At 44.8% G+C, this 23,825-nt stretch carries 21 protein-coding genes; 7 read left to right on the top strand and 14 right to left on the bottom strand.

All coding sequences use genetic code 11. The annotated features are described in order from the left end of the window. Positions 1-11 precede the first annotated feature (11 nt). The 6 genes from A3712_RS05170 to A3712_RS05145 all read right to left on the bottom strand — a co-directional run bounded on the left by A3712_RS05170 (position 12) and on the right by A3712_RS05145 (position 5,797). Positions 12-449: a YHS domain-containing (seleno)protein gene (locus tag A3712_RS05170; protein WP_063522591.1), complete on the bottom strand. Its 438-nt coding sequence runs from the start codon at positions 447-449 to the stop codon at positions 12-14. Between the two features lie 12 nt (positions 450-461). Beyond that, on the bottom strand, positions 462-1,211 hold the full coding sequence (locus A3712_RS05165; protein ID WP_063522590.1) for an NRDE family protein: 750 nt from the start codon (positions 1,209-1,211) through the stop codon (positions 462-464). Between the two features lie 2 nt (positions 1,212-1,213). Beyond that, positions 1,214-1,756 (bottom strand): DinB family protein, encoded by a 543-nt coding sequence (locus A3712_RS05160; RefSeq protein WP_063522589.1) that lies wholly within the window; start codon positions 1,754-1,756, stop codon positions 1,214-1,216. A 19-nt stretch (positions 1,757-1,775) separates the two neighbouring features. Continuing rightward, on the bottom strand, positions 1,776-2,909 hold the full coding sequence (locus tag A3712_RS05155) for an ATP-grasp domain-containing protein (RefSeq protein ID WP_063522588.1): 1,134 nt from the start codon (positions 2,907-2,909) through the stop codon (positions 1,776-1,778). Continuing rightward, a complete protein-coding gene (locus A3712_RS05150) occupies positions 2,906-3,493 on the bottom strand; it encodes a DedA family protein (RefSeq protein ID WP_063522587.1) in 588 nt (195 codons plus the stop codon). The genes A3712_RS05155 and A3712_RS05150 overlap by 4 nt, the downstream gene beginning before the upstream one ends. A gap of 327 nt (positions 3,494-3,820) precedes the next feature. Next, positions 3,821-5,797 (bottom strand): bifunctional 2',3'-cyclic-nucleotide 2'-phosphodiesterase/3'-nucleotidase, encoded by a 1,977-nt coding sequence (locus tag A3712_RS05145; protein WP_063522586.1) that lies wholly within the window; start codon positions 5,795-5,797, stop codon positions 3,821-3,823. Positions 5,798-6,209: 412 nt separating this feature from the next. Between A3712_RS05145 and cysD the strand changes: the two genes are divergently transcribed. The 4 genes from cysD to cysC all read left to right on the top strand — a co-directional run bounded on the left by cysD (position 6,210) and on the right by cysC (position 11,037). Next, the gene (cysD, locus tag A3712_RS05140) at positions 6,210-7,154 is read left to right on the top strand and encodes a sulfate adenylyltransferase subunit CysD (RefSeq protein WP_269451410.1); all 945 of its coding nucleotides are present in this window, start codon (positions 6,210-6,212) and stop codon (positions 7,152-7,154) included. 17 nt (positions 7,155-7,171) lie between these two features. Continuing rightward, positions 7,172-8,602 carry a sulfate adenylyltransferase subunit CysN gene (gene cysN, locus A3712_RS05135; RefSeq protein ID WP_063522584.1) on the top strand — a complete coding sequence of 477 codons (1,431 nt, stop codon included), beginning with the start codon at positions 7,172-7,174 and terminating at the stop codon, positions 8,600-8,602. Positions 8,603-8,667: 65 nt separating this feature from the next. Next, positions 8,668-10,392 carry an SLC13 family permease gene (locus tag A3712_RS05130; protein WP_063522583.1) on the top strand — a complete coding sequence of 575 codons (1,725 nt, stop codon included), beginning with the start codon at positions 8,668-8,670 and terminating at the stop codon, positions 10,390-10,392. A 24-nt stretch (positions 10,393-10,416) separates the two neighbouring features. Next, entirely contained in the window at positions 10,417-11,037 is a 621-nt protein-coding gene (cysC, locus tag A3712_RS05125; RefSeq protein WP_063522582.1) for an adenylyl-sulfate kinase, read from the top strand. 131 nt (positions 11,038-11,168) lie between these two features. On the opposite strand, the gene A3712_RS05120 is transcribed toward cysC, so the two are convergent. The 7 genes from A3712_RS05120 to A3712_RS05090 all read right to left on the bottom strand — a co-directional run bounded on the left by A3712_RS05120 (position 11,169) and on the right by A3712_RS05090 (position 16,920). Beyond that, the gene (locus A3712_RS05120; RefSeq protein ID WP_063522581.1) at positions 11,169-12,077 is read right to left on the bottom strand and encodes a TIGR03899 family protein; all 909 of its coding nucleotides are present in this window, start codon (positions 12,075-12,077) and stop codon (positions 11,169-11,171) included. 425 nt (positions 12,078-12,502) lie between these two features. Next, complete coding sequence (locus tag A3712_RS05115; RefSeq protein ID WP_063522580.1) at positions 12,503-13,018, bottom strand: DUF3299 domain-containing protein; 516 nt, start codon at positions 13,016-13,018, stop codon at positions 12,503-12,505. Positions 13,019-13,031: 13 nt separating this feature from the next. Next, positions 13,032-14,291, bottom strand: coding sequence for an ABC transporter permease (locus A3712_RS05110; RefSeq protein ID WP_063522579.1), 1,260 nt, complete (start codon positions 14,289-14,291; stop codon positions 13,032-13,034). Continuing rightward, positions 14,288-15,004 (bottom strand): ABC transporter ATP-binding protein, encoded by a 717-nt coding sequence (locus A3712_RS05105; protein WP_063522578.1) that lies wholly within the window; start codon positions 15,002-15,004, stop codon positions 14,288-14,290. The genes A3712_RS05110 and A3712_RS05105 overlap by 4 nt, the downstream gene beginning before the upstream one ends. A 140-nt stretch (positions 15,005-15,144) precedes the next feature. Then, the gene (gene zrgA, locus A3712_RS05100; protein ID WP_063522577.1) at positions 15,145-15,945 is read right to left on the bottom strand and encodes a zinc uptake protein ZrgA; all 801 of its coding nucleotides are present in this window, start codon (positions 15,943-15,945) and stop codon (positions 15,145-15,147) included. A 41-nt stretch (positions 15,946-15,986) separates the two neighbouring features. Beyond that, positions 15,987-16,277 carry a DUF2607 domain-containing protein gene (locus tag A3712_RS05095; RefSeq protein ID WP_063522576.1) on the bottom strand — a complete coding sequence of 97 codons (291 nt, stop codon included), beginning with the start codon at positions 16,275-16,277 and terminating at the stop codon, positions 15,987-15,989. 91 nt (positions 16,278-16,368) lie between these two features. Next, positions 16,369-16,920, bottom strand: a complete 552-nt coding sequence (locus tag A3712_RS05090; protein WP_063522603.1) for a YtfJ family protein — start codon at positions 16,918-16,920, stop codon at positions 16,369-16,371. A 251-nt stretch (positions 16,921-17,171) separates the two neighbouring features. Between A3712_RS05090 and A3712_RS05085 the strand changes: the two genes are divergently transcribed. After that, on the top strand, positions 17,172-17,372 hold the full coding sequence (locus tag A3712_RS05085) for a DUF1107 family protein (RefSeq protein WP_004738731.1): 201 nt from the start codon (positions 17,172-17,174) through the stop codon (positions 17,370-17,372). A gap of 108 nt (positions 17,373-17,480) precedes the next feature. Here the strand turns inward: A3712_RS05085 and msrA are convergent, their stop codons facing one another. Next, positions 17,481-18,110, bottom strand: coding sequence for a peptide-methionine (S)-S-oxide reductase MsrA (gene msrA / locus A3712_RS05080; RefSeq protein ID WP_063522575.1), 630 nt, complete (start codon positions 18,108-18,110; stop codon positions 17,481-17,483). Between the two features lie 193 nt (positions 18,111-18,303). Between msrA and tamA the strand changes: the two genes are divergently transcribed. Further along, positions 18,304-20,016, top strand: a complete 1,713-nt coding sequence (tamA, locus tag A3712_RS05075) for an autotransporter assembly complex protein TamA (protein WP_063522574.1) — start codon at positions 18,304-18,306, stop codon at positions 20,014-20,016. After that, a complete protein-coding gene (tamB, locus tag A3712_RS05070; RefSeq protein WP_063522573.1) occupies positions 20,013-23,771 on the top strand; it encodes an autotransporter assembly complex protein TamB in 3,759 nt (1,252 codons plus the stop codon). The genes tamA and tamB overlap by 4 nt, the downstream gene beginning before the upstream one ends. Positions 23,772-23,825 lie beyond the last annotated feature (54 nt).

Raw genomic sequence — 23,825 nt, 5'->3', positions numbered from 1 at the left:
ATGAAGCTACCTTATTTAATCAGCTGCGGCCAAGCTTTATCGGCTTGTTGAATGTGCTGTGCACGGTCTTTATCCCAGGTCTCTTGAATCTCTTGGTCGTAGTTCAGGTAAAGTTTGTCATCCACTATGGTCCAATATTGTGGGTCACCTGGTGCAAAGTCGTTTTTGGCTGAAACGGCCCATGCGCAATAACCACCATATTGAGGGGCATATTTTTCAGGATTATTAACAAATAAAGTCAGATTCTTTTCAGAAGAGAAATACCAATCCGAGCTTTTATATTCAGTGCTGAATTGTTTACTGCCTTCAACAGGCTTACCTGAGGTGAAGTAAGCCACGGTATCGTAGCCATCGAGTGCCTTGCTGCTAAAGAAACCGGTATAGATTTCATCGGCGGCAAATACGTAAGGGCTAACAAGTAGCATGACCATAGTGATTAGTTTTCTCATGATGGACTCCATCTATAGATTGGTTGCTGATGATAAATCGAAGGTAAAACGCTGCTGATTTATCTGGCGTGGTTTGATTGGTTCGCAAGGTGAGCCTGGCGCATAAAACATCGAGGCATGACCATGCAGATTACGTAAATGGGTAAAGCTGACTGTGTGCGCGTCGTCACGATGCATACAGGTTGCTAGATGAGGCTGTTCACTGTGATGGTGAGAGTGAAACTCAAGTAGGTTCTGCTGATTCTTCTCCGTTGCTACGAGTTGGTCGTATTGGGCTTGTCGGTAGGTTTGTACACGTTCTAAATCAACACCGGATGAGAATAGTGGTGAGTCGGTTTTCACTACTCTCTGTTGAATGCCATCCCACATATAGGCAATCACCACACCATTATGCTGCGTTAGATTTGGGGCAAAAGCCAGTAGGGTAAATGGGGCAAACGAGTGTAGGTTGAGCCTATTAAAAGCCTCAGAAAGCTGACCAAGATTACAGCTCGAGGATAGGTTCTTCAGTAATAAACCACGGCTGACCAATGGGCCGACTGGAACCATGCCTTGATAATTATTGAGTAGGCATAGTGAAAGCCCAAACTCGTTAATACTGATCCAGCTACCACCGCCCGTTGGGTCGAGTGGCATGATGATATCGACACCGTTAACCTGATACTGTTTAGGGGGCATGGCCAATGCTCGGGTCTTTTGTTCGTCACGATTAAAAAAGACCTGATAGCCATTCTCTTCAAGCAACCAAGATACTGAACACATGATTATTGTTCCCTCAGATAGCTGCTAGTGGTTGGGGCATAACCAAAGGTGTTACAGGTTTCAACATCAAGGAAGGTGGTGATCACTTTGATCATCGCGTAATGATGATTAGCGTGCAGCGCCGCAAAGGCTATCTCCCTTTCTAGTGTTGAAGGCAGGCTAGCAAACACTTGAGTATCCATCGAAACTTCAGTTTGGATCGTGATAGGCGCTTCTAGATCATCATGGTCTAATCGCTCCAGCCAATTGATCACGTAGTGGAGCTCTTTGATTGCCATCGACCTATCGTATTCAACTGGGTGACCACGACGACGAGTGTTGTAATCAACGGTCGCATCCTCTTTCAAAATCAAAGCGTTAAAAAGATCCAGCGTATGGCGAGTATGCTCACCAATAGAGCTAGTGACGTGTGGCTTAGCACTCGTTAGATAATCGCTATCAGAAATTGCTGTCAGAAACTCTAGGCCTTGATTCAGTATCTCTACCGCTCCCTTGATACTAGGAGAGACAGCGGCAAAGGCGCTCGGCTGGGCTATCGGATTCATGCATGTTCCTCGTACAAAGTTAGTCGGTGGTCGGATATTGTTGAACTAGGCGTCGTTCTTCTTGCCACGCATTTAGCAGGCTCTTAAAAGATGGAGGCTGGTGGCCTCGCTGTTTCTGCTGAGCACCTATGTTAAAAAGAATGCGGTATTGTTGGAGTAGCGTAGAAAAAATCTCTCGCAGTGGTGTATTACGATCCCAGATATGTCCGGCCTCGCTGCTCGCGCCATTGACTTCAAGAATCGTAAAATCTTCGCCTCGCATTAGGCTATGGATGTCTTTAAACTTGACGTCCAGTCGACCAAAATGAAAACCGTCGAAGTCATCGAATATCTCATCTAAGCGTTCGCTTAAAGCCTGAGTGATGTATTGATTACCGTCTCGAAAGATAGACCCACGGCTATGGCTACCTGCAAAGGCGAGTTGGAACTCTTCACCTTCATCAAGCACTTGATCTAACTTGTCTTCATGCCTAGGCAGATACAGGTGACTGAGCTGTCCGGCTCGTGGGTTATCTTCTATTAATTGCTTGAGTGTCGAAGTGCCATCGCCAGTGACCATTGGTGCATATTTGAGGGTGATCGAGATGATCTCACCTTGTTTTTTATTCGGATAACGAACATAAAACACGCCCGCTTCAGCCACGTATGGCGCTTTTTTTTGCAGTAGAAAACGAGCGTGATTTGGGAAGGATTCAATATATTGCTCAAGTTGATCTTGGTTGTTGATCAGCTTTACTCCAACCCCGCGACAACCAAGATCCGGTTTGGCCACAATAGGGAAATTAAGCTCCGTTTGTACTAGTGCTGTACGCGCATCTTCAGCTTGCTTCTTACTGCTGAGATCGGTTTTGGTTAAAGTGATAAATGGAGAGATCCAACGCTTGCTCGACGATCCGGCAAGGCTCAGTATCTCGTGTTTCGATTCGCCGACCATGCCGCTGAGTTTGATGCTCGGGTTGGCAATGAGTGGTAGCGCCCAGTCAAAATGCCGTAGCCCTTGCATCAGGCTTTGAATCACTACAGGCGTATAGAAAAACCAAGTCGGAAGAAACTCATAAGGTGAGACACAGCGCACAGTATCTTTTTCAAGAAGGGGCATGCCTGCATTGATTTGATGTGCGGGAATAACGCGAATATCTTGCGGTGAACTCATGATAATCCTCTAGAGTAGGTTTTATTCATTAATCGATTACCGACAAGCAGCAAAGCGATGGCACAAGGGATGACGATCCATTGATATTCAGAGGCTTGCAGCCAGGCTGATGTCCCTAAATAGTAGATGGCAGAGAAGACAACGCCTGTCCATAACGCGGTAGCACTGATTACAGCCAGTAAGAAAGCCAGAAGCGGTATAGCGAAAAAACCACTCAAGGTAAAACCAATCGTGCGTAGTCCGGGTATAAAGCGGATCATAAAAAGACTACTGAATGCGTTTTTACGTAATTTGGTACGAAGTACGCGAAAGTGTCGGTTGGTTAGCGCCTTATAACGGACTCCCCGAAAGTAACGCCCAGACTTTCCAAGGTAATAGAGACCAAGATCACCAGTGGCAATGCCGATGAAAATCGCAAGCAGTGCGTATTGAGGTGGGATGAGTGTTTGAGTCGCCAAACCAGCTGCGGTCACAATCGCTAGATCTTCAAGCAGGTAAGAAAGCGCGATGATGCCAAGCATTAGCCATAGCTGCGACTCTTCTCCTGAATGTAACCATGCTTGAATGCTCTCGGCGGTACTCATCAAATGTCCCTATTTATCTTATAGATGAATGGTTTTTGACCATTCATTGAGTGTAGTAAATTAAATAGACACGAGGAGCTGAGAAAAACTTGCATCGCATTGCGGATTTTTTAATCTGGCTGAGTAGCGGTAAGTGTAAGCGTAGTGATGTTTCGACGAGGGAATTAGATAAGAGGCTGTGATTTGAAAAAAAGTTTGAGAGTGACGAATTATTAGAAATTAAGAACTAATCTATACGCTATTCAATTGCTTAAGGTGTTTAGATACAAAAAGGCTGAGTCGTGAAACTCAGCCTTTAGAAGGTTAACTAGCGATTACTTGAGTAATCTATTTAGTTAGGTCGATTTGGTAAACACCGAAACCAACATCATCAGTCGCAACGCGTCTCATCGGATATTGACCTTTATCTTTGATGAACTGAGCAGCTTTCTCACTTGGTGACGTTTCAAAGCGGATATCTAGTTTCTTATCCGTTTTGATTGGTGCAAATGACCAGTTGTTGTCAGCTGTTGGGCTCACTTGACCTTGCTCTTTGCTTACGCGAGAGATGTAGTTCGCCAGTACCGTACGGTTCTCATCTGGTGCATCAAATGCGATGAAGTCTTCACCTGTACCTGGGAACTTAGCGCTGTAAGCACGGTAGTTGTTGGTTGCGATCAGGAAGTCTTGCTTCATGTCGATTGGTTTACCTTGGTAAGTTAGACCAACAATACGCTGAGAGTCAGGGTTAACCACTTTACAGTTTGCATCGTATTTTGCAGGCTGAGTTACGTCGATTTGGTAATTCACACCGTCGATAACATCGAAGTTGTAAGTTCGGAAGTTATCCCACTCAATCAGCTGTTGTGGTGCTGTAGAGTTCACATCGATCTGGTTGAATTGACCAGCAGAACACTCAAGCCACTCTTTTACTTCGTGACCCGTTACCTTCATCGCAACTAGCGTGTTCGGGTAAAGGTACAAGTCAGCCGCGTTACGGAATGTTAGTTGACCAGATTCAACTTCAGTGAAGTTTGCTGGGTCATTCTTACGACCGCCTGCTTTGAATGGTGCCGCTGCAGAAAGTACTGGTGTACCGTCTAGATCAGGGTCGCCTTGGATGAATTGCTCAACGTAATCTTTTTGTGCAAGGTTAACGATCTGTACTGTTGGATCGTCTTGTACTAGCGATAGGAAGCTGTACATCACGTCATCTGCTTTACCAATTGGTTGGTTCACAAAATCGCGAGTACCTTGGTGGTCTTTTTCTAGTGCAGTTACGATGCCTTCATCCGCTGCAGCCAGTGATTTCTTCTCAATCTTGTCATAAATAGGGCGAGCTTCAGATTGGCCTTTTACTACTTCCCACTTACCGTCTTTTTGCGCCAGTGTTAGGTCCATAACACCTACGTGGCTACCCCAACGACCAGGCATTACTGCCGCAACACCATTCATAGTGCCGTTTTCGTTGTCAACGCCTTGGATGTTGTCGAAGCCTTTACCTGGGAATACGGCGTGAGAATGACCGAATGCAATCGCATCAATGCCTTCTACTTCAGATAGGTAAAGCGTCGAGTTTTCTTCGCCTGCTTTGTATGGGTCTTGAGATACGCCAGAGTGAGGAATCGCAACGATAACGTCTGCACCTTCAGCCTTCATTTGAGGTACTAGCTCGTTTGCTGTCTCAACGATGTCGCGAGCGATTACTTTACCTTCAAGGTTCTTCTTATCCCACGTCATGATTTGTGGTGGAACAAAGCCGATGTAACCTACTTTGATCTCGTGCTCTACGCCCGCTGTATCTGCGAAAGTGTGCGTCTTGATAATGTAAGGCGTGAAGTAGTGCTCTTTCGTTTCAGCATCGTAAACGTTAGCACTGATGTATGGGAAAGCAGCGTCGTTTATAGACTCTTCTAGGAACTCTAGGCCGTAGTTGAACTCGTGGTTACCGATGTTCGCTGCATCATAGCTTAGCTGGTTCATTGCTTTGTAAGCAGGATGAACTTCACCGGCAACGATGCCTTTGTCTGCCATGTAATCACCCATTGGGCTACCTTGTAGTAGGTCACCGTTATCAACTAATACGCTATTTGTTACTTCGTTTTGAGCTTCTTTTACTAGAGTTGCAGTACGTGCTAAGCCAATTTTTTGTGATGGCTTGTCTTTGTAGTAGTCGTAATCCATTAGGTTAGTATGGATGTCAGTTGTCTCTACGACACGTAGTTTAATCACTTCATCGGTATCTGGTGTTGTTGTGCAGCCTGCGAGTGTCAGACCAAGACCCGCAAGTACAGCCAATGATAAAGGTTTCATTGCAACTTTCATTTTGTAGCTCCAAAGTGGATAGAAGAAAATTTGTTGCGTAATGTAACAAAATGGAGTGAAACAATGATTACAACGAATGTGAATTCGTGACTTAGATCGATTACTTTATGGTGTTCTGCAAGACGCCTCCCAAAGCTACTCAATCCATGCACAAATGATATCGATAAGATTAGTCCATTCATTTCACTTGCTTATCTATTTATTGCACGCCTTATCAGCTTTTCGAATAAAAAATGAAATTTTAGAATTTCCAGCAATATGAGCTGCTCGTCATAATGCCTATATCAAGGACGTATCAGGCAGATGAATAGCAAGGACAGCTCAATCGAAGCTTATGTTTTCTTCTAGTGCCAATACTCCCATTCACTAAGTGGATGAGTTAAATCCCTTGCTTGGTGAGACCAAGTAATGAATTGCTCGTAACGCGAGCCTTAAAGGAAGCACTGAAATGGACCAAGAACGCTTAACCCATCTAAAACAGCTAGAAGCGGAAAGTATTCATATTATCCGTGAAGTGGCGGCTGAGTTTGATAACCCAGTAATGATGTACTCCATCGGTAAAGATTCTTCTGTGATGCTTCATTTAGCTCGCAAAGCGTTTTACCCAGGCAAGATTCCATTCCCTTTGTTACACGTTGATACGGACTGGAAATTTCGCGAGATGATTGAGTTCCGTGACCGCACAGCCAAAAAGTACGGTTTTGACCTTTTGGTACATAAGAACCCCGAAGGTCTCGCAATGGGGTGTAGCCCATTTGTGCACGGCTCTTCTAAGCATACCGACATCATGAAAACTCAGGGCCTTAAGCAGGCGTTAAACAAGTATGGGTTCGATGCTGCCTTTGGTGGTGCGCGTCGCGACGAAGAGAAATCTCGAGCGAAAGAGCGTGTTTACTCTTTCCGAGATAAGAACCACACGTGGGATCCAAAGAACCAGCGTCCAGAGCTTTGGCACACTTATAACGGTCAGGTTAACAAGGGCGAAAGCATCCGTGTATTCCCTCTATCAAACTGGACTGAGCTAGATATCTGGCAATACATCTATCTAGAGAGCATCGATATTGTTCCACTTTACCTTTCAGATAAGCGTCCGGTGGTTGAGCGTGATGGCATGCTGATTATGGTTGATGATGACCGTATGGTGTTGCAAGAAGGTGAAGTGATTGAAGAGAAAAGCGTTCGTTTTCGTACTTTAGGCTGTTACCCACTAACCGGAGCGGTTGAATCTGAGGCGAATACGCTAACAGGCATTATTGAAGAGATGCTGGTGGCGACGTCCAGTGAGCGTCAAGGCCGAGCGATTGACCATGATCAGTCTGGCTCAATGGAGCTGAAAAAGCGCCAAGGTTATTTCTAAGAATCTAAGGAAAGAAAATGAATAGTGCAGTAGAAGCCGAATTGGCTGAACTAGGGATTGAAGGTTATCTGAGTCAGCATCAGCATAAATCTATGCTTAGATTCTTAACTTGTGGCTCGGTAGATGACGGTAAAAGTACATTAATCGGTCGCTTACTCCATGATACAAAACAGATTTATGAAGATCAGCTAGCTGCAGTTCACTCGGATAGCCAACGAGTGGGTACCACAGGTGAGAAGCCTGATTTAGCACTGCTTGTTGATGGCCTGCAGGCTGAGCGTGAACAAGGCATCACCATCGATGTTGCTTACCGCTACTTCTCGACACAAAAACGTAAATTCATTATTGCTGATACCCCAGGGCATGAGCAGTACACGCGCAATATGGCTACAGGCGCTTCAACTTGTGATCTGGCGGTGATCTTGATTGATGCTCGTAAGGGCGTTCTGGATCAAACGCGTCGTCACTCGTTTATTTCTAACTTGCTTGGTTTGAAGCATTTCATCGTTGCAGTGAACAAGATGGATCTTGTGGATTATTCACAAGATCGTTTTGAAGATATTCGCGATGAATATCTAGAGTTTGCAGAAAATCTAGAAGGCGAAACTAACATTCAGATCTTGCCGGTTTCGGCGCTAGAAGGCATCAACGTTGCTGCACCTAGTAAAGAGCTAGCATGGTTTGAAGGCCCATCTCTACTCGAAGTGTTAGAGAAAGTTGATATCGACCAAAAACGCTCGGCTGGTGAATTCCGTTTCCCAGTGCAGTATGTGAATCGTCCTAACTTAGACTTCCGCGGCTTTGCCGGCACAGTGGCTTCTGGTCGTGTTAGCGTCGGTGATGAAATCAAGGCTTTGCCATCGGGCAAAACTTCTAAAGTCGCTCGCATCGTAACCTTTGATGGAGATTTGGAGTCAGCGCAAGCAGGCTTGGCGGTAACACTGACTCTTGAAGATGAAATCGATATCAGTCGTGGTGATTTGATTGTGCTAGAAAACACGCAGATTGAATCTACCAACCACGTATTGGCAGATATTGTGTGGATGACAGAGCAACCACTGCAACCGGGTAAAGCTTACGACATCAAGATCGCAGGTAAGAAAACGGTAGGTCAGGTGGAAGCCGTCCGCCATCAATACGACATCAACAACCTGTCGACGCATGAGGTTGAAGAGTTACCACTCAATGGTATTGGCTTATGTGAGTGGTCACTGAACGAGACGGTCGCGTTGGATAAATACCGTGAAAGTGCCGATACCGGTGGCTTCATCGTTATTGACCGTCTAACCAACGTGACAGTTGGAGCGGGTTTGATTCGAGACCGTTTGAACTCTGTTGAACAGCAAGTCGGTAACTTCTCTGCATTTGAGCTTGAGTTTAATGCATTGGTTCGCAAGCACTTCCCTCATTGGGATTCCAAAGATTTAAGCCAACTACTGAAGTCATAAACGGCTAAGTAGCTGCTTATTAAATCAGGCGGAAACCGATCGTTTCCGCCACAAAGGACGGGTATATGTGGCAACAAGGATTTGTATTAGCGATTTTGCTTGGCATTATTACTTGCCTGCTAGTCACCCGTATTAAGCCAAGCTTTATCTTTGCTTGCGCGGCGTTCATTGCTTTTATGGGCGGGATGATCGACCTATCGAGCATAGCCAACAATTTCACTAACTCCTCACTACTGACTCTAATTCTCCTGATTTTGGCATCAAGTGCGTTAGAAAAAACTCGCTTAATCAGCTGGGTTAGCCGCAATATTTCTGAAGGTCGGTTGGGCACAGTGGTGGCAAAGTTGGGTATTTCCACAGCCTTGCTTTCTTCTTTTACCAACAATACGGCAGTGGTGGTTTCTTTGATCGGTGCGATCAAACGTAATCAACAATACGCGCCGTCCAAACTCCTTATTCCATTGTCATATACTGCTATTCTTGGTGGAACACTGACATTGATCGGCACCTCAACCAATTTGATCATTAATAGTTTTGTTGAAGATGCAGGATTGCCGAGTCTAAACTTTTTTACGCCAACTTTGATCGGTTTAGCGGTATTAGCGGGTGGGGTGTTGATCCTTATTCCTCTGAGTTATTTCCTACCAAGCTACGATGATGGATCGCAAGATGATCTGCCTTACTTTTTAGAAGCAAGAGTTGAACCAGGCTCTCCGTTGGTTGGTCGCAGTGTGAGTGAGAATAACCTAAGATCACTGCGAAAGTTGTTCTTAGCGGAAGTGATTCGTGACGGTAAAACCACAGCCTCAATTGACCCTGATTTTGTATTGCAGGCTCGTGATCGACTGCTGTTTTGTGGTGATGTGGAGAGTGTTGCGACGCTGCAAGAAATCCAAGGGCTAACTCTGTTTGGTCAACATCACCTCAACGGTCAGAGCTTCGTTGAAGTAGTGGTGAGCTCATCGGCAAGCTTCTGTAATAAAACACTGAAAACCAGCCAGTTCCGAGACCGCTTTGATGCTGTGGTGGTGGCGATTCGTCGCGGTCATGAACGCCTCGAAGGTGGCTTGGGCAACATAACGCTGACGGCAGGTGATACCTTGATTCTGGTGCCTGGCAAACGCTTTGAAGAGCAGCGACAACAACACAACAAAGAGTTTGTGTTGATGAATGATTTGGATTCAAGTGCCAAGCTTGATGCAGATAAATCGGTGCTTGTACTACTTGGTTTCACTAGTGTGATTGGTTTAGCACTGCTTGATATGGTGCCAATAATTAAAGGCTTAGCTGGGTTTTTATTATTGCTGGTGGCATTTGGTATCGTGCAGCTGAGTGAGCTTCGCCGCCGCTTTCCTGTTGATATTGTCGTGATTGTGGGCTCTGCGCTCTCTATTGCTCAGCTGATGATTTCATCGGGTTTGTCGGAACGTATGGGGCAGATGTTCATTGAGGCATTTAATGGCTGGGGCGTATTTGGTGCCTTGGTCGCGACTTATCTGATGACTCTGATTCTGACAGAGTTAGTCACCAATAACGCCGCTGCGGCACTCTCGTTCCCGATCGGCTACAGCATGGCGGTAGGCTATGGGGTTGACCCAATGCCATTCATCATGGCGGTATTGTTTGGTGCGAGTGCGAGCTTCATTTCGCCATACGGCTACCAGACTAACTTACTTGTTTATAGCGTGGGTAATTATCACCTTACAGATTATCTGCGTATCGGTATCCCAATCTCGATTGTTTATTCGGGCTTGGTACTGACCCTAATTCCTTACTTTTTCCCATTTTAATGCTGTTTATTTAAAGGACTATTTATGACCGCAGTACTCAAACACAAAGATGAGAATGTTGTGTGGCATCAACACTCGATTGATAAAGCATTCCGCGCGGATCTGAAATCACAAAAGCCTGCCGTGCTCTGGTTCACTGGGCTGTCTGGTTCTGGCAAATCGACACTGGCAGGTGCGCTAGAGAATCGTTTGGCGCAACTGGGCTACCATACTTATTTGCTGGATGGAGATAATGTTCGTCATGGTTTGTGTAGTGACCTTGGCTTTTCTGAGCAAGATCGCCGAGAGAATATTCGTCGTATCGGTGAGTTAGCTAAATTGATGGCCGATGCTGGTTTGATTGTATTGTCTGCGTTTATCTCTCCTCATCAAGCGGAAAGACAACTAGTACGCGACTTACTGCCTGAAGGAGAGTTTCTTGAAGTGTTCGTGAATACGCCATTAGAGGTTTGCGAACAGCGTGATCCTAAAGGTTTGTATAAGAAAGCACGTGCGGGAGAGATTCCCAATTTCACCGGAATTAGCTCGACTTACGAAGCGCCACAGAACCCGGAGATCGATCTACCTGCAGGAGAGAGGGCGATCGATGAATTGCTCGAGCTGTGCATTGATGCGTTAGAGAAGCGTAAGATTTTAGCTAATTGAGACCGCTGGTATGACTAAGGTTGCGCATGTCCGCTATAAGCAGTGTAGCCTTACTCTACCGAGACAAGAAACCTATCCTCTAGATTATCTTCATTCTTCTCAATGCTTTTCGATTTTGCAATGTCCAACCTTTAGACGGTGTAGTTCACACTGCTTTTCACTTCGGTTTGTACCGTGAATTTCTGGCTCAATAGGGCAATCAATTGGTCGTAATAAGGCATGTTAGGTTTATTGCCTAGTAGCGCACACAGTTCATTGCCTGTAGGGCTAAATCGGTAGTACACCAACTTAACGCCTTTTGATAGCGGCGCTAATGACATACTTTTCCCTTGGTACGTTAGATGTAATGCTGGGTCGAAGTCGATTTCTCCAGACTCTAACTCCGTGCCTAGAATGATGCCAAGTTCAATCAGGTGGAGAAGGCTAGAGTAGGGAAGGTTATGCCCACCAAGGTTAATGGTGTTGGTGGTATCTCTTTTACCAAAACTAAACAGCCCTGCGTGAGACTTAAAGCCAAGCAATAGCTTTTTACTGTTGTCGCTACCAAAGCTACAACCCAGTGAAGCGGCTCTTTGTAAGGTCAGTGCTTCCTTTGGCGTCATGTCTTTTAGGATTTGCAGTGCCTTCATCGACGTAGAACCTGGGTTGGTGACTTCTCTTTTCAGTACCTGAGCCCAAAGCCTTTGCATCGAGGTATTGTGGATCTCTTGTGCCATGTCGAAAAAGCGATATAACCAGTCCTGATCAGGGTCGCCTGCGGCTTCATCTTTACAAGATGAGTGAGCTAGTTTCAGGATCTGCTCTAAGTTCTTCTGGCGCAGCTCCTTACGTTTTTTCTCTCGTAATAGCGCTCGCTCAATCAGGGTGCTGGCGGCTTTATCGCTCGCTTTTTCACTGTGGCTAATTAAGGAGTCTAAGCCGAAGCTTTGGGCAATGTGCAGCATTCGACTAGCACTGTCGGCAATATGAGGCTTTTTCTCATGCTTATGCTGTGTATCGCTAGCATGCTCAATGATCACTGGCTGTTTGGTTTCTGACATAAGAGTACCGTTAGGAGACGAATCAACACCAATCGTAGTTATTAATTGCTCGCCCTAGCTTGTTAGAACGCTATTCGATTACTTACTGTGATTGGTATAACTGCTTAAAATGTAACTCTTTATCTGATTGGTGGCTAGATTTTGCGTACAGAGTTGAAGACTTCAACAAAATTTTACTTTTGATAATGATAATAAAATGTTAAATTTGTTGTAATTATCAAGGGGGAGTTATGAATCAAGTCAATGATAACAAGCTGAAAAAGCAGCTTGGTATAGGTTTATTACTCGCGACTTATGTGGGTGTACTAGTTTATTTATCTAATTACATTGCGTAATTAAGATGAACAATATCGTTATTAAACTGTTACTGAATTATCTTGCTTATTCAGTGACGGCGGCTCATTGCTGAGCCACCCTCCAAACGACTACATATCGTCATATTCTTCAATCGCAGTACCTTCAATCAGATAGCCTGTTTGAGCTAAATCGTGACTTATCGATTCTGTCTTCAGCGTACCCACCAAATAGATAACATCCCATAATTGCTGGATTGGTGCTCCCTTGGGGAACTTAACGTAGATGATTTGGTTCGGTGGCGGTGGTGGCACGTGGATACATGCACCAAAGTACGGCACTAACAGAAACTCAGTGATCATATTCTCATCGCCTTCCAATGGAATCACAAAGCCTGGAATCTTAACCTTACTGCCGTTTAGCTCGGGGCGAACTGCGCCTAGAGTCGACTGCTGAGGTTTCTCAGTGCTGTTATGGTCAACCATTGGCATTCCAAACGAATCAAGTTGAGCACGCTCTGATTCTGGAATTAAATCAATCCATTCGAGTGTTAATACTGATTCCTCATGCTGAGGCGTTTCAGCGTGAGCTGTACTCATAAATGGGAACATAAGTAGCCCAAGTATCAGTAGGAATTTGCGTTGCATCGTAGTTTCCTATTTAGATTCGAATTGTCATGCCATCAGACAATGACTGACGGTAAGCCCTGAAAGCGGGAATAAAGCCGATAATGATTCCGGCAACTTGTACCAACATAAGCAGTTTCCACTCATGCGGTGTGATTGCGGATATCGATATGTTGATACCATAACTTTGTTGCACAATAGGAGCAACTACTGCGATCAGAGCAAACAAAACTGCAACGCCCAATGTTATGCCTAAGAAGGTCAGGGCACTGGCCTCACTAATCAATAGACCAAATACATGACGAGGCCTTGCGCCCATCGCACGCAGAATCGCCATCTCACGACGCCTCTCTTGCAAGCTAGTCAGTAGGCTGCTTAGCATCCCCAGTAAACCGGCCACAACAACAAACCCTGATACAATTAACAGCGCTTGCTCTGCTACAGACATCATGCCCCATAATTCATGCAGAGCAATACCTGGCATGATTGCGCTCAACGGCTCTTGGCGGTAGTTATTGATTTCTCTTTGCAGGGCGAAGGTTTGAATCTTCGATTTCAGTCCAAGCATCATTGCTGTGATTTGCTGAGGTTCGAAATCATAGGTTTTCAAGGTTTCGGCATCAGGGGTATGCCCTAGGTTGGCACCCGACTCCCAACCAACGTGAATCGCTTCGATCGCTTCTAACGATACATGCACGGTTTTGTCGACTGGCGTTCCTGTTGGTGCGAGTATCCCGACAATCTTGAAGGGTAGGTTATCGTGTCGGCTGAACGCAACATCACTGATACCGTGTGCAAGAATGATTTGATCGCCAATCTTGTAATCTAACTTTTTCGCGACATCGGTACCAATCACTACATCAAATAGCTCATTAAACTCTTTACCTTGCTGGAAAGTAAGTGGTTGCTTACTTCCATAGCGGTAGTTTTCAAAGTAGCTATGGTTAGTACCCATCACACGGAAACCTTTATGAGAATCACCCAATGAAATAGGGATCGCCCACTTTACGGCTTTGTGCTGGCTAAATTCTTGATAGCTTTTCCAGTCGATATTGTTGGTCGCATTACCGATTCTAAATACAGAGTAGAGCAGAAGGTTTACCTGACCTGAGCGGCCGCCAACGATAAGGTCAGTTCCTGAAATAGTATTAGCAAAGCTGCTCTTGGCTTCGGTTCTAACACGTTCTACGCCGAGCAATAGAATGACCGAGACTGCCACAGTCAGAATGGTGAGAATAGCCGTGGCCTTACGATTGAGTACGCTTTTTAGGGCTAAGTGAGTAATTACTTTCATACGGCAACCTTAGCTTGGTTAACGGTTTTTAGATCTATGGTTCGAGTGAACAGTTTTTCTAATGTTGGATCATGACTGACAAAGATAAGGGTTGAGCCTGCTTGATTGGCTTGCTCTAGCAATAGCTCGATAAAAGCTTCTCGGTTGTCATGATCGAGTGCAGAGGTAGGTTCATCTGCAATGATGATTTTAGGTTGCCCTATAAGAGCACGGGCAGCGGCAACACGCTGTTGCTGGCCAATACTAAGTTCAGTCACTGGCTTATTCATTAAAGCTTGAGGGAGCTTCAATCGGAGCAGCAGTTCTTGGGCTGTTTCTTGCAAACTGTTTTTGCTATCAGTGACTTGTTGCTTACGTGTTTTTGAGAATTGGCAAGGAAGCGTGACATTATCGATCACTGATAAATATGGAAGAAGGTTAAATTGTTGGAAAATATAACCAATATGATCGGCTCTAAAGGTGTCTCTTTGGCGAGGTGTTAGCTGAGTCAAATCTTGACCTAGAATAGAGACTTCGCCTTGCTCAGCCTGGTTTATGCCAGTCAATAACCCTAACAGTGTTGACTTGCCACAGCCACTTGGCCCTTTTATGAATAGGTGCTCTTGGGCTTGGATATGCAGAGAAGGGATCTCTAGAGTTGGGGGTAATTCTGGTTTCCAACGAAAGCTGATATTTTCGAGTTTGACCACAAGTGATGAACTGTCAAAAGACATGCTAGCTCCAATAATAAAAGCGGTGTATCTACTGGACAGCAGTTAGTGACATAAATTCCCATAGTACACCGATTTGAACAGCCAAGTAAGTAGGCACTTACTTGGCTGTTTATTTTACGTTTAACCCGATCTAGGAGTGATTAGAATCGAAAACTAATACGCTCTGCGTTAAGTACTTCTTGTACTTGAGCTGTGTCTGTTAGTAAGTTCACAGTCATTTTTTCAGTGTTGCTGAATTTAGAGAACCATTGAGTGCTAATTGTGTCTAGCTTAGCTACATCTGAACACTGGTAGTGGTACTCAACCGTGAATTCACCGTGGCCACCTTCAGAGTGGTCATGGCCTTCATGGTCGTGGTGATCGTGACCTTCGTGGTCGTCATGATCGTGTTCAGCGTGGTCATGGTCTTTGTGGTCATCATGATCGTGCTCAGCGTGGTCATGGTCTTTATCGTCATCATGCTCATGTTCAGCGTGGTTATGGTCTTTGTGGTCATCATGATCGTGCTCAGCATGGTCATGACCTTCGTGGTCGTCATGATTATGTTCAGCGTGATCATGGTCTTTGTGATCGTCATGGCCGTGTTCAGCGTGGTTATGGCCTTCATGCTCATCATGATCGCCTTCTAACGTGTTCGACACTGATTTAAACTTCAGCGTACAGTTCGCGTTGTTAAAGCTAAATAGCTCGTCTGGCTTGTTAAGTTGTGCGATAGCTTGCTCAAACACTTTTTTTTGCTCAGCGGTTTCTGGAGCATGTTCAAAGCCAACCACATCGGCACCTGGTGCTGTTATTTCAACAAGCAGTTCTTGTCCGTCTTGAGCAATGTTTACTTCAACCTGACCATGCACGTGTGCACTGTGAGAGCGGAATTCTTCGTTAGCTAGAACATTAGTAGAGACAGTCATGCCGATAACAACGGCTAAAATAGAAGGTTTCATGTTTTTTTCCTGAATAAAGGTTAATTAAAAAGTAGTGGTAATTAAGTAATTTTGGCAGGAGGAGAGCGCGCTAGATAGGCGAAATACAGGCGCTGCAGTGAGGTTACTGACTCTGTGATAATGGCAGTAAACTCTGAATGAAACTCGGGAACTTGTGGCAGCGAGTGCGAGGTAATGAACTGATTTAAGGAAAACAGCTCACAGTGGTGTGAGGTGTGGTGCTCCGGGTCAATATCCATCATATGTGTCGCTGCTAGCACGCTTAGCATGAGCATTAGCCCGAGCAAGAAGCTTGTTTTGCGTTTCACATTGTTGGGTGTGTTTTGCCACATGAGGATGATTAACCACAGAATTAAAAAAAGGATACTGTTATAATATAACAATATCCTTTGATAAGGTCTCGAAAAAGACGCGAATATATGATTAAAGGCTCGCTTTAATCAATTCAATAACTTGCGTTACCTCTGATTCGTTAAGTGCGCCTTCTTTCACAAACAAGATTTTACCTTGTTTGTCTTGCACGATAATCGCTGAGCTCTCTTCTTTTAGAGCCCATGATGAAGCAACGGTGCCACTTTCATCAAGAACCATAGAAGACCATGGAAACTCTTCTTTGCTGCTTTCAGCTGATGATTTTACAAAAGAGCCTGTGCCCCAAATCGCATCATCTTGATTGATAATGGTCGTAGTTTGGTAGTTGTCTTCTGAAAACTTCGATGCTGTGATAGCTGCCATCAGTGGTGCATTGAGCTCTTTAGAGCTGCTGCGGCCTGCGATAGCTTGAACGACACGAACTTTACCCAGAAGATCCTTGGTTGCCCAAGCTTGATATTCTGTAGCTCCGTCTTTTAGAACGATCTCACCATAGTTGCTAACATCAACGGCAGGAAGAGTTGAACCTACAGATAAGTTGTGAGCATTGGCGAAGAGTGGAGAGGCTGCGGCTAATAAAGCCAGTAGAGTTTTGTTTTTCATTATATTTTTGTTCCGCTTGTTGGTTTGCATTGGAAGTATAATATGAAATCTGAAAAATGCCTCCTTAACTTTTTTATCGTACGGCGTATAAAAAATTGCAAGCTTGTTATCAAAAGGTATAATGCAACAATATCAAGATAAACAACAGATTATCTTGCTGTTGGCTAAAGGAATTAGCGATTAAATGTGCTTCGAACTTGCCAGAGTTCAGGTGCGTGGCTGTAGTACTCAAATGGAATTGAGGTTGTAATATGTTAAGAAAATTTTCTACTTACCGCCCACACCAGGTGGCGCGTTTCGTTAAAGTCCTATTCAAAGGCCAGTTTGCCATCGAAGGCGTCGGAGAGTTTCGTTTCGACCATGGTAAAGTGCTGCTTCCCGAAGTTTCAGATAAACAAAAGCTCACCATTTTTAAAGAAGTGAACGGCACAATTGCAGCGCTTCCGGTGTAATTGATTTTTGTAAATCGCTCTCATCTTGAACGATTAAGCGTAAAAAGGGCTTCCTAGCGAAAGCCCTTTTTTAGTTTTGATTATTCTGAATTTCTCTCTCGCTATGCGTTATTGCGGAGGGAAACAAACACCGGTTCCGCCTAAACCACAGTAACCATTAGGGTTCTTAGCTAAGTACTGTTGGTGATAGGTTTCCGCGAAAAAATATTTCCCAGCAGGTAGAACTTCTGTCGTAATCTTATTGCCTAAAGAGGCTGTAATCGCTCTTTGATAATTTTGTCGAGATTGTTCAGCAATAGTCTGTTGTTCTTCACTGAAGGTGTAGATAGCAGAGCGGTATTGTGTGCCTAAATCATTACCTTGGCGCATGCCCTGAGTCGGGTCATGGCGCTCCCAGAAAGTCTCTAGTATTTGTGCTAGAGAAGTTTGCTCGTTATCAAAAATGACACGAACGACTTCTGTATGGCCTGTTTGTCCGGTACACACTTGTTCGTAGGTTGGATTCACTGTGTAACCGCCTGCGTAGCCCACTGACGTAGACACCACACCGTCTAATTGCCAAAACAGACGTTCAGCTCCCCAGAAACATCCCATGCCTAACAACACTTCTTGTTGGAAGCCCACAGGGGCGGCTAGCAAGTCAGTTTGATTAACGTAATGGCGCTCAGTGATTTGAATTGGAGCAGCATTTCCCGGTAATGCGGTGGCTGCGGAAATCAGTTGTTGTTTGTTCAGCATGTCATATTCCTTTTCGCATACGTTGACAACGTTGGCTTTTGTGAACTGTGGGTGTATTAGCGCTTGGTTCATATTAAATAAGTCTTTAAATTAGACCGTGTTATTGCAGGATTACTTACAGACTCAATGCCTTTTTAGCGGTATTATTTCTTTTTGATTATTAACGTATTGATAACTTCTTCACTAATTAAGCATGATAAGAAAAACTTTACCAGTTCTGATTGGCACTCTATTGTCATCGACGCTCGCTTTTGCTGACGTTTCCCTTGAAATTAAAGGGCTTGATAGAGCGCTTGAAGATAACGTAGATGCTTATTTGAGTGCTGTGCCTGAAGAAGAGTATGCGGTATCATTAAGATTCCAGTCTCGCTTGGAGTCTATGATTAAAGAAGCTCTCAATGCGTTAGGTTATTACCAACCCATCATTACTTTTTCCCACTCTGAAGATGAAACTGAGCTTACGGTGACCGTTGAGCAGGGAAAGCCTGTTCGTATCTATACATCAGACATCGTACTGAGTGGTGAAGCCAAAGATGATCCAGACTTTTTAGCCTTAATCGCGAAGAGTAAGCTCTCGAAAGGCACGATTTTGAATCATGGGAATTACGACTCTTTGAAGTCTTCGATACGTAATCTCGGTCTAGCTAAAGGTTACTTCGATGGTGCATATGAGGTTAGCAAGCTAGAGGTTGCGCCTGAACTGAATCGTGCTTATGTCCGCCTACATTACAACAGTGGTATTCGTTATCACTTTGGTAAAACCACAACAACTGGAAGTCAAATCGAGGACGATAAGGTTCAATCTCTCAAGACCTTTGAAGATGGTGAGCCCTATTCGATTACTAAAGTGGGTGAGTACAACCAGAACTTGTCCAATACGGATTGGTTCTCTTCAGTTTTTGTTGAGCCTGATTTAAGCCAGTTAGGTGAAGGTAGAGAAATCCCGATGAAGGTTAGCCTTGCACCTCAAGCGCGTAACCAGATTGAAACGGGTATTGGTGTTTCTACTGACCTTGGTGTTAAAGGTACGCTCAAATGGAAGAAACCTTGGGTTAACGAACTTGGTCATAGCTTTAATAGTAGTTTGTCGATATCCAAACCTGAACAGACGATTACTGCGACTTATAAAATCCCCTTAGATGATGTGCTTAACGACTATTACCAAGTTAAGTACGGGATGAAGAACCTAGATAATCGTGATACCAAGAGTTTGGAGTCGAACTTAGCACTAGAGAGATATTGGCGTCTTGATAACGGCTGGCAACGTACTGTCTTCATTCGATACTTGGTTGAAAACTATGAGCAAGGTTTGCAGGATGATTTAGCGCAATTCGTGTTGCCGGGTATCTCTTTCTCACGAACTCGAACGCGTGGTGGTTCGATGCCGATGTGGGGTGACAAACAAACCATCATGATTGAAGCGGGTGATGACACCTTATTGTCGGAAACCAAGGTGGTACGTTTTCAAGGGCAAACGGCATGGATTCGTAGCATTGGTAATAACCATCGTGGTCTAACTCGTCTGCAGTTCGGTGGTAACTTTGCTGAAGAGTTTGAGAAACTGTCTCCCTCACTAAGATTCTTCGCTGGTGGTGACAACAGTATCCGCGGTTACGGCTACGAATCGATTTCTCCTCGAGATGAAAGCAAGGCATTAACAGGTGCTAAGTTCATCGCAACCAGCTCATTCGAATACCAATACCGCTTAGTTGGGAATTGGTGGGGCGCAGCCTTTTACGATATTGGTGATGCATTTAATGATACTCCTGAATGGAAACGTGGTACTGGTGTTGGTGTTCGTTGGGCATCACCCGTTGGACCTGTCAGCCTTGACTTTGCATGGGGCTTAGATGCAGAGAAAGGTGACGAGTTCCAATTGCACTTTAGTTTAGGACCAGAGTTATGATCAAAGTGATGGGCAAGTGCATAAAATGGACGTCGATTTCATTGACGTCCATTTTGCTGTTGTTAATAGCCCTGTTAGGTTTTGTATTGTTTACAAACCCTGGCTTAAACACTGTATTATGGGGTGCTGAAAAAGCTCTACCACAACTTAAAGTGGGGAGCACAAAAGGTGCTTTATTCCCGAGCTTTACCTTAAATAATGTTCAATTCAAAGATGATAGCCTCCATATCGATACCGAAGTGGAAAAGCTGGTATTGGCTATTAATCCTCGTTGTTTGCTCGATCCTAAGTTGTGTGTTGATCGCATTGTAATTCAGGGGCTAGATTTTGCTTTTACGGAGCTTCCTCCTGCCTCTACGGAAGAGAATGAGCCAACGCCACCTCTTAAGTCGGTAAAAACGCCACTTCCAATCACCATCAACCGCATCGCTTTATCTGATATTAAGCTAAACATCTTGGGTAATGAGATTGAATGGAGCTTGTTCTCAACGGCTTTGAGTATGCAAGGTGAAAGACTGACATTATCGCCAACCTTGTTCAATGATCTAAAAGTTAAACTTGCTGAATCAACTGACGAGTCAAAACCAGAAGCCGTTGAGCCTGAACCTGCCGTTAAAACCGCGATAGAGCTGCCTGAGGTTTGGATTCCATTACAGGTTGTACTAGAACGATTTGATCTCAATCGTTTCACTTTAGAGCAAGAGGCGCCAATCGTTGTTAATCACCTTGGGCTTGAAGCGAGAGCGGGAAAAAATACCGTCGATGTATCCACTCTTGAACTCGACATGCCACAGGCGAGCGCGAACCTTTCTACTAAGGTAGAACTGAAAGATGGCTACCCATTAGAGCTTTCATTGGACGCTAAGGTGAAGGAAACCGACCTTGCTGGTCAGAAGTTATCACTAAAAGCACAAGGTAGTGTGGCTAAGCTACAGCTCGACTCGCAGTTTTCTGACTTGATAGAAGCAAAGCTCTCTGGGGATCTTCAACCTTTAGAGCCGACACTGCCATTTGATTTACTGCTAGAAGATGGACAAGCACAATGGCCTCTAAATGGTGAAAGCGATTACCAAGCTGAAATTGAACGCTTCAAGGCTGATGGCTCATTAGATGGTTTTAATGTTCATCTTAAAGGTGAGGCGGACGGTAAGGAGATTCCAGCCCTAGCCATCGACTTACAGGGTAAAGGTACCCCTGAAAAAATAGAGCTTGAGCGACTGAAATTGAACACCTTGGGCGGTGAGCTCCATGGTACGGCAAAAGCTAGCTGGGCAAAGCTTGTTAATTGGCAAGCAGATGTATCCCTAAAAGATATTCAACCTGGACTGCAGTGGCCTGAAGCGGAAGGTAATATCAGCGGTAGCTTAGTGACCTCGGGTGAATTGACTGAGGCTGGTGGCTGGGCGATTGAGCTACCTAAGCTTGATATCGAGGGTATCTTGCGTGGTTACACACTGGATATTGAAGGCCAGCTGTCGGCGTCAGATCGAAGCGCAAGTGGTGAGCCTAAACTGAAAACCAGTGGTTTGAGCTTGGCTCATGGCGTTAATTCGATTAAGGCGCAGGGACAGCTGGATAACCAGTGGAATATGGGCGTTGATATTTACTTCCCTGAGCTTGTTAAAAGTGTTCCTGGCTTAAAAGGACAAGTGATTGGTAACATCCAACTTAGCGGCCCAACTCAAGAGCCTAAGGTTGATCTAGCACTGAACGTTAATGAGGTGGATTGGAATAGCGAAGCAACACTAGAGTCACTATCTCTTAATGGTTCAGTAGTTCCATTGCCATTACCTGAAGCGCAAGCCGACCTGGTGTTAAAAGCCAAGAACTTGAGCTATCAAAAACAAAACGTAGAAAGCATCGATTTAACGGTCAGTAGCGGTGAGAAAAAGCATATTGTGATGTTAGATGTCATATCCGACATCGTATCGACAAGTTTGGCGATTTCTGGTGAGTTGATTCAAAAGCCTTCTCTTATTTGGAATGGCTCGTTAGACCGAGTGAAAATCACGACTCAACAAGGCCCTTGGGTGCTTGAGCAACCTGTCTCTATTAAAGCTGATGTCGACAAGCAGTTTGCTGATGTCCAAGCGCACTGTTGGAAGCAAGCTGGTTCGAGTGTGTGTCTGGACGAAGACATCCGTGCGGGAAAATCGGGTGAGGCCAAGATTGCAATTAATCAGTTCGACTTTGAACAGATTAAAGCCTTTGTTCCTAAAGAGACAGAACTACAAGGCTTAGTCAATGTAAAAGCCCATGCAAAATGGTCGGAACAAGGTCAGCCAGAAGTCACAATAAGCCTTGATATGCCCAAAGGTCAGGCTGTACAACAAGTGGGTGAACCAATCACAATCGGTTGGGAGAGCGTTGCTCTAAACGCTCAACTGAAAGACAACAAGCTAGATGCAGACTTCAAACTGGATGTTTCTGATAACGGTGATTTGTCTGGTACTGTGTCGCTGCCTGATATTCTTGCACAAGATAAGATGGTCGATGCTGCGATTAAGTTGACGACTTTCCATTTGGATTTCTTGCAGCCTATTTTAGGTGAATACAGCTTGTTGAAAGCGGATCTTTCGAGTGACTTGCAGGTAAAAGGTTCTTTGATGCATCCTCAAGTGTTCGGGCAATTCTCAGTGGGCGGCATTCAAGTTAAAGGCGATGTTACTCCAATTGATGTGAAAGATGGCCGTATTGACCTCGACTTTGATGGCTATAGTGCAAAGCTGGATGCCAATGTAGAAACGCCAGATGGACAGCTTGATATTGAAGGCTCTGGTGAGTGGCAAGATCTTCAAGCATGGCACTCGAACGTTAGGGTATTTGCCGATGAATTAATGGTGGATGTACCTCCAATGGTCAAGGTTAAGGTCGTCCCTGATATGACCATAGACGTTACGCCTGAGCTTGCAAAAATTACCGGTAATATTGCATTACCATGGGGACGCATTGTGGTTGAAGACTTGCCGCCTTCTGCGGTTGGCGTTTCTTCTGATCAAGTTATCTTGAATAAAGATCTGCAACCGGAGGGCGAATCGACTATTCCATTTGATGTCGTGACGAACATTAATATCTCGATTGGCGATGACTTTAAGTTGTCCGCCTTCGGCCTAGAAGGTGAATTGGTCGGTAAACTGAATGTCGCTCAAAAAGACCAAGGTCCGTTTGTTACTGGTGAGGTCAACATCGTTAATGGTACCTACCAATCCTTCGGTCAAGACTTGTTGATCGAAGAAGGTAAGATCTTGATGAATGGACCACCGGATCAGCCTTATGTAGCGATCAATGCGATCCGTAACCCTGACAATACGCAAGATGATGTGACAGCGGGTATTCGAGTGACTGGCCCGGCGACAGAGCCTGCTATTGAGATTTATTCTGACCCTGCGATGCCGCAAGCGAATGTTCTTTCCTACATCTTGCGTGGGCAAGATATCGATGGCGAGTCGAGTGGCTCTATGACAACCACTTTAATTGGTTTGAGCTTAGCGAAGAGCGGTAAGGTAGTCGGGAAGATAGGTCAGGCCTTTGGTGTACAAGATTTGCAACTGGATACCGCAGGTTCTGGTGAGGATTCACAAGTAACGGTAAGCGGTTACATTCTTCCAGGCTTACAGGTTAAGTATGGTGTGGGTATCTTCAACTCGCTTGGTGAGTTTACCGTTCGTTATCGATTGATGCAGGATCTCTACGTTGAAGCCGTTTCTGGTTTAGACAGTGCGGTAGATCTCCTTTATCAATTTGAGTTCGAATAAAGCTATTTGAATACATCAGCCGTCGATTACCGTGCTCGTATGAATGGTGTGGAG

Source organism: Vibrio sp. HI00D65 (assembly GCF_001635455.1).
GTDB lineage: Bacteria > Pseudomonadota > Gammaproteobacteria > Enterobacterales > Vibrionaceae > Vibrio.
This window is presented reverse-complemented; position numbering and strand designations above follow the sequence as displayed.

What these genes read in the sequence shown, in the direction of transcription:
- A3712_RS05170 (WP_063522591.1), bottom strand. Translation starts at nt 449, where the DNA reads ATGAGAAAACTAATCACTATGGTCATGCTACTTGTTAGCCCTTACGTA.
- A3712_RS05165 (WP_063522590.1), bottom strand. Translation starts at nt 1,211, where the DNA reads ATGTGTTCAGTATCTTGGTTGCTTGAAGAGAATGGCTATCAGGTCTTT.
- A3712_RS05160 (WP_063522589.1), bottom strand. Translation starts at nt 1,756, where the DNA reads ATGAATCCGATAGCCCAGCCGAGCGCCTTTGCCGCTGTCTCTCCTAGT.
- A3712_RS05155 (WP_063522588.1), bottom strand. Translation starts at nt 2,909, where the DNA reads ATGAGTTCACCGCAAGATATTCGCGTTATTCCCGCACATCAAATCAAT.
- A3712_RS05150 (WP_063522587.1), bottom strand. Translation starts at nt 3,493, where the DNA reads ATGAGTACCGCCGAGAGCATTCAAGCATGGTTACATTCAGGAGAAGAG.
- A3712_RS05145 (WP_063522586.1), bottom strand. Translation starts at nt 5,797, where the DNA reads ATGAAAGTTGCAATGAAACCTTTATCATTGGCTGTACTTGCGGGTCTT.
- cysN (WP_063522584.1), top strand. Translation starts at nt 7,172, where the DNA reads ATGAATAGTGCAGTAGAAGCCGAATTGGCTGAACTAGGGATTGAAGGT.
- A3712_RS05130 (WP_063522583.1), top strand. Translation starts at nt 8,668, where the DNA reads ATGTGGCAACAAGGATTTGTATTAGCGATTTTGCTTGGCATTATTACT.
- cysC (WP_063522582.1), top strand. Translation starts at nt 10,417, where the DNA reads ATGACCGCAGTACTCAAACACAAAGATGAGAATGTTGTGTGGCATCAA.
- A3712_RS05120 (WP_063522581.1), bottom strand. Translation starts at nt 12,077, where the DNA reads ATGTCAGAAACCAAACAGCCAGTGATCATTGAGCATGCTAGCGATACA.
- A3712_RS05115 (WP_063522580.1), bottom strand. Translation starts at nt 13,018, where the DNA reads ATGCAACGCAAATTCCTACTGATACTTGGGCTACTTATGTTCCCATTT.
- A3712_RS05110 (WP_063522579.1), bottom strand. Translation starts at nt 14,291, where the DNA reads ATGAAAGTAATTACTCACTTAGCCCTAAAAAGCGTACTCAATCGTAAG.
- A3712_RS05105 (WP_063522578.1), bottom strand. Translation starts at nt 15,004, where the DNA reads ATGTCTTTTGACAGTTCATCACTTGTGGTCAAACTCGAAAATATCAGC.
- zrgA (WP_063522577.1), bottom strand. Translation starts at nt 15,945, where the DNA reads ATGAAACCTTCTATTTTAGCCGTTGTTATCGGCATGACTGTCTCTACT.
- A3712_RS05095 (WP_063522576.1), bottom strand. Translation starts at nt 16,277, where the DNA reads ATGTGGCAAAACACACCCAACAATGTGAAACGCAAAACAAGCTTCTTG.
- A3712_RS05090 (WP_063522603.1), bottom strand. Translation starts at nt 16,920, where the DNA reads ATGAAAAACAAAACTCTACTGGCTTTATTAGCCGCAGCCTCTCCACTC.
- A3712_RS05085 (WP_004738731.1), top strand. Translation starts at nt 17,172, where the DNA reads ATGTTAAGAAAATTTTCTACTTACCGCCCACACCAGGTGGCGCGTTTC.
- msrA (WP_063522575.1), bottom strand. Translation starts at nt 18,110, where the DNA reads ATGCTGAACAAACAACAACTGATTTCCGCAGCCACCGCATTACCGGGA.
- tamA (WP_063522574.1), top strand. Translation starts at nt 18,304, where the DNA reads ATGATAAGAAAAACTTTACCAGTTCTGATTGGCACTCTATTGTCATCG.
- tamB (WP_063522573.1), top strand. Translation starts at nt 20,013, where the DNA reads ATGATCAAAGTGATGGGCAAGTGCATAAAATGGACGTCGATTTCATTG.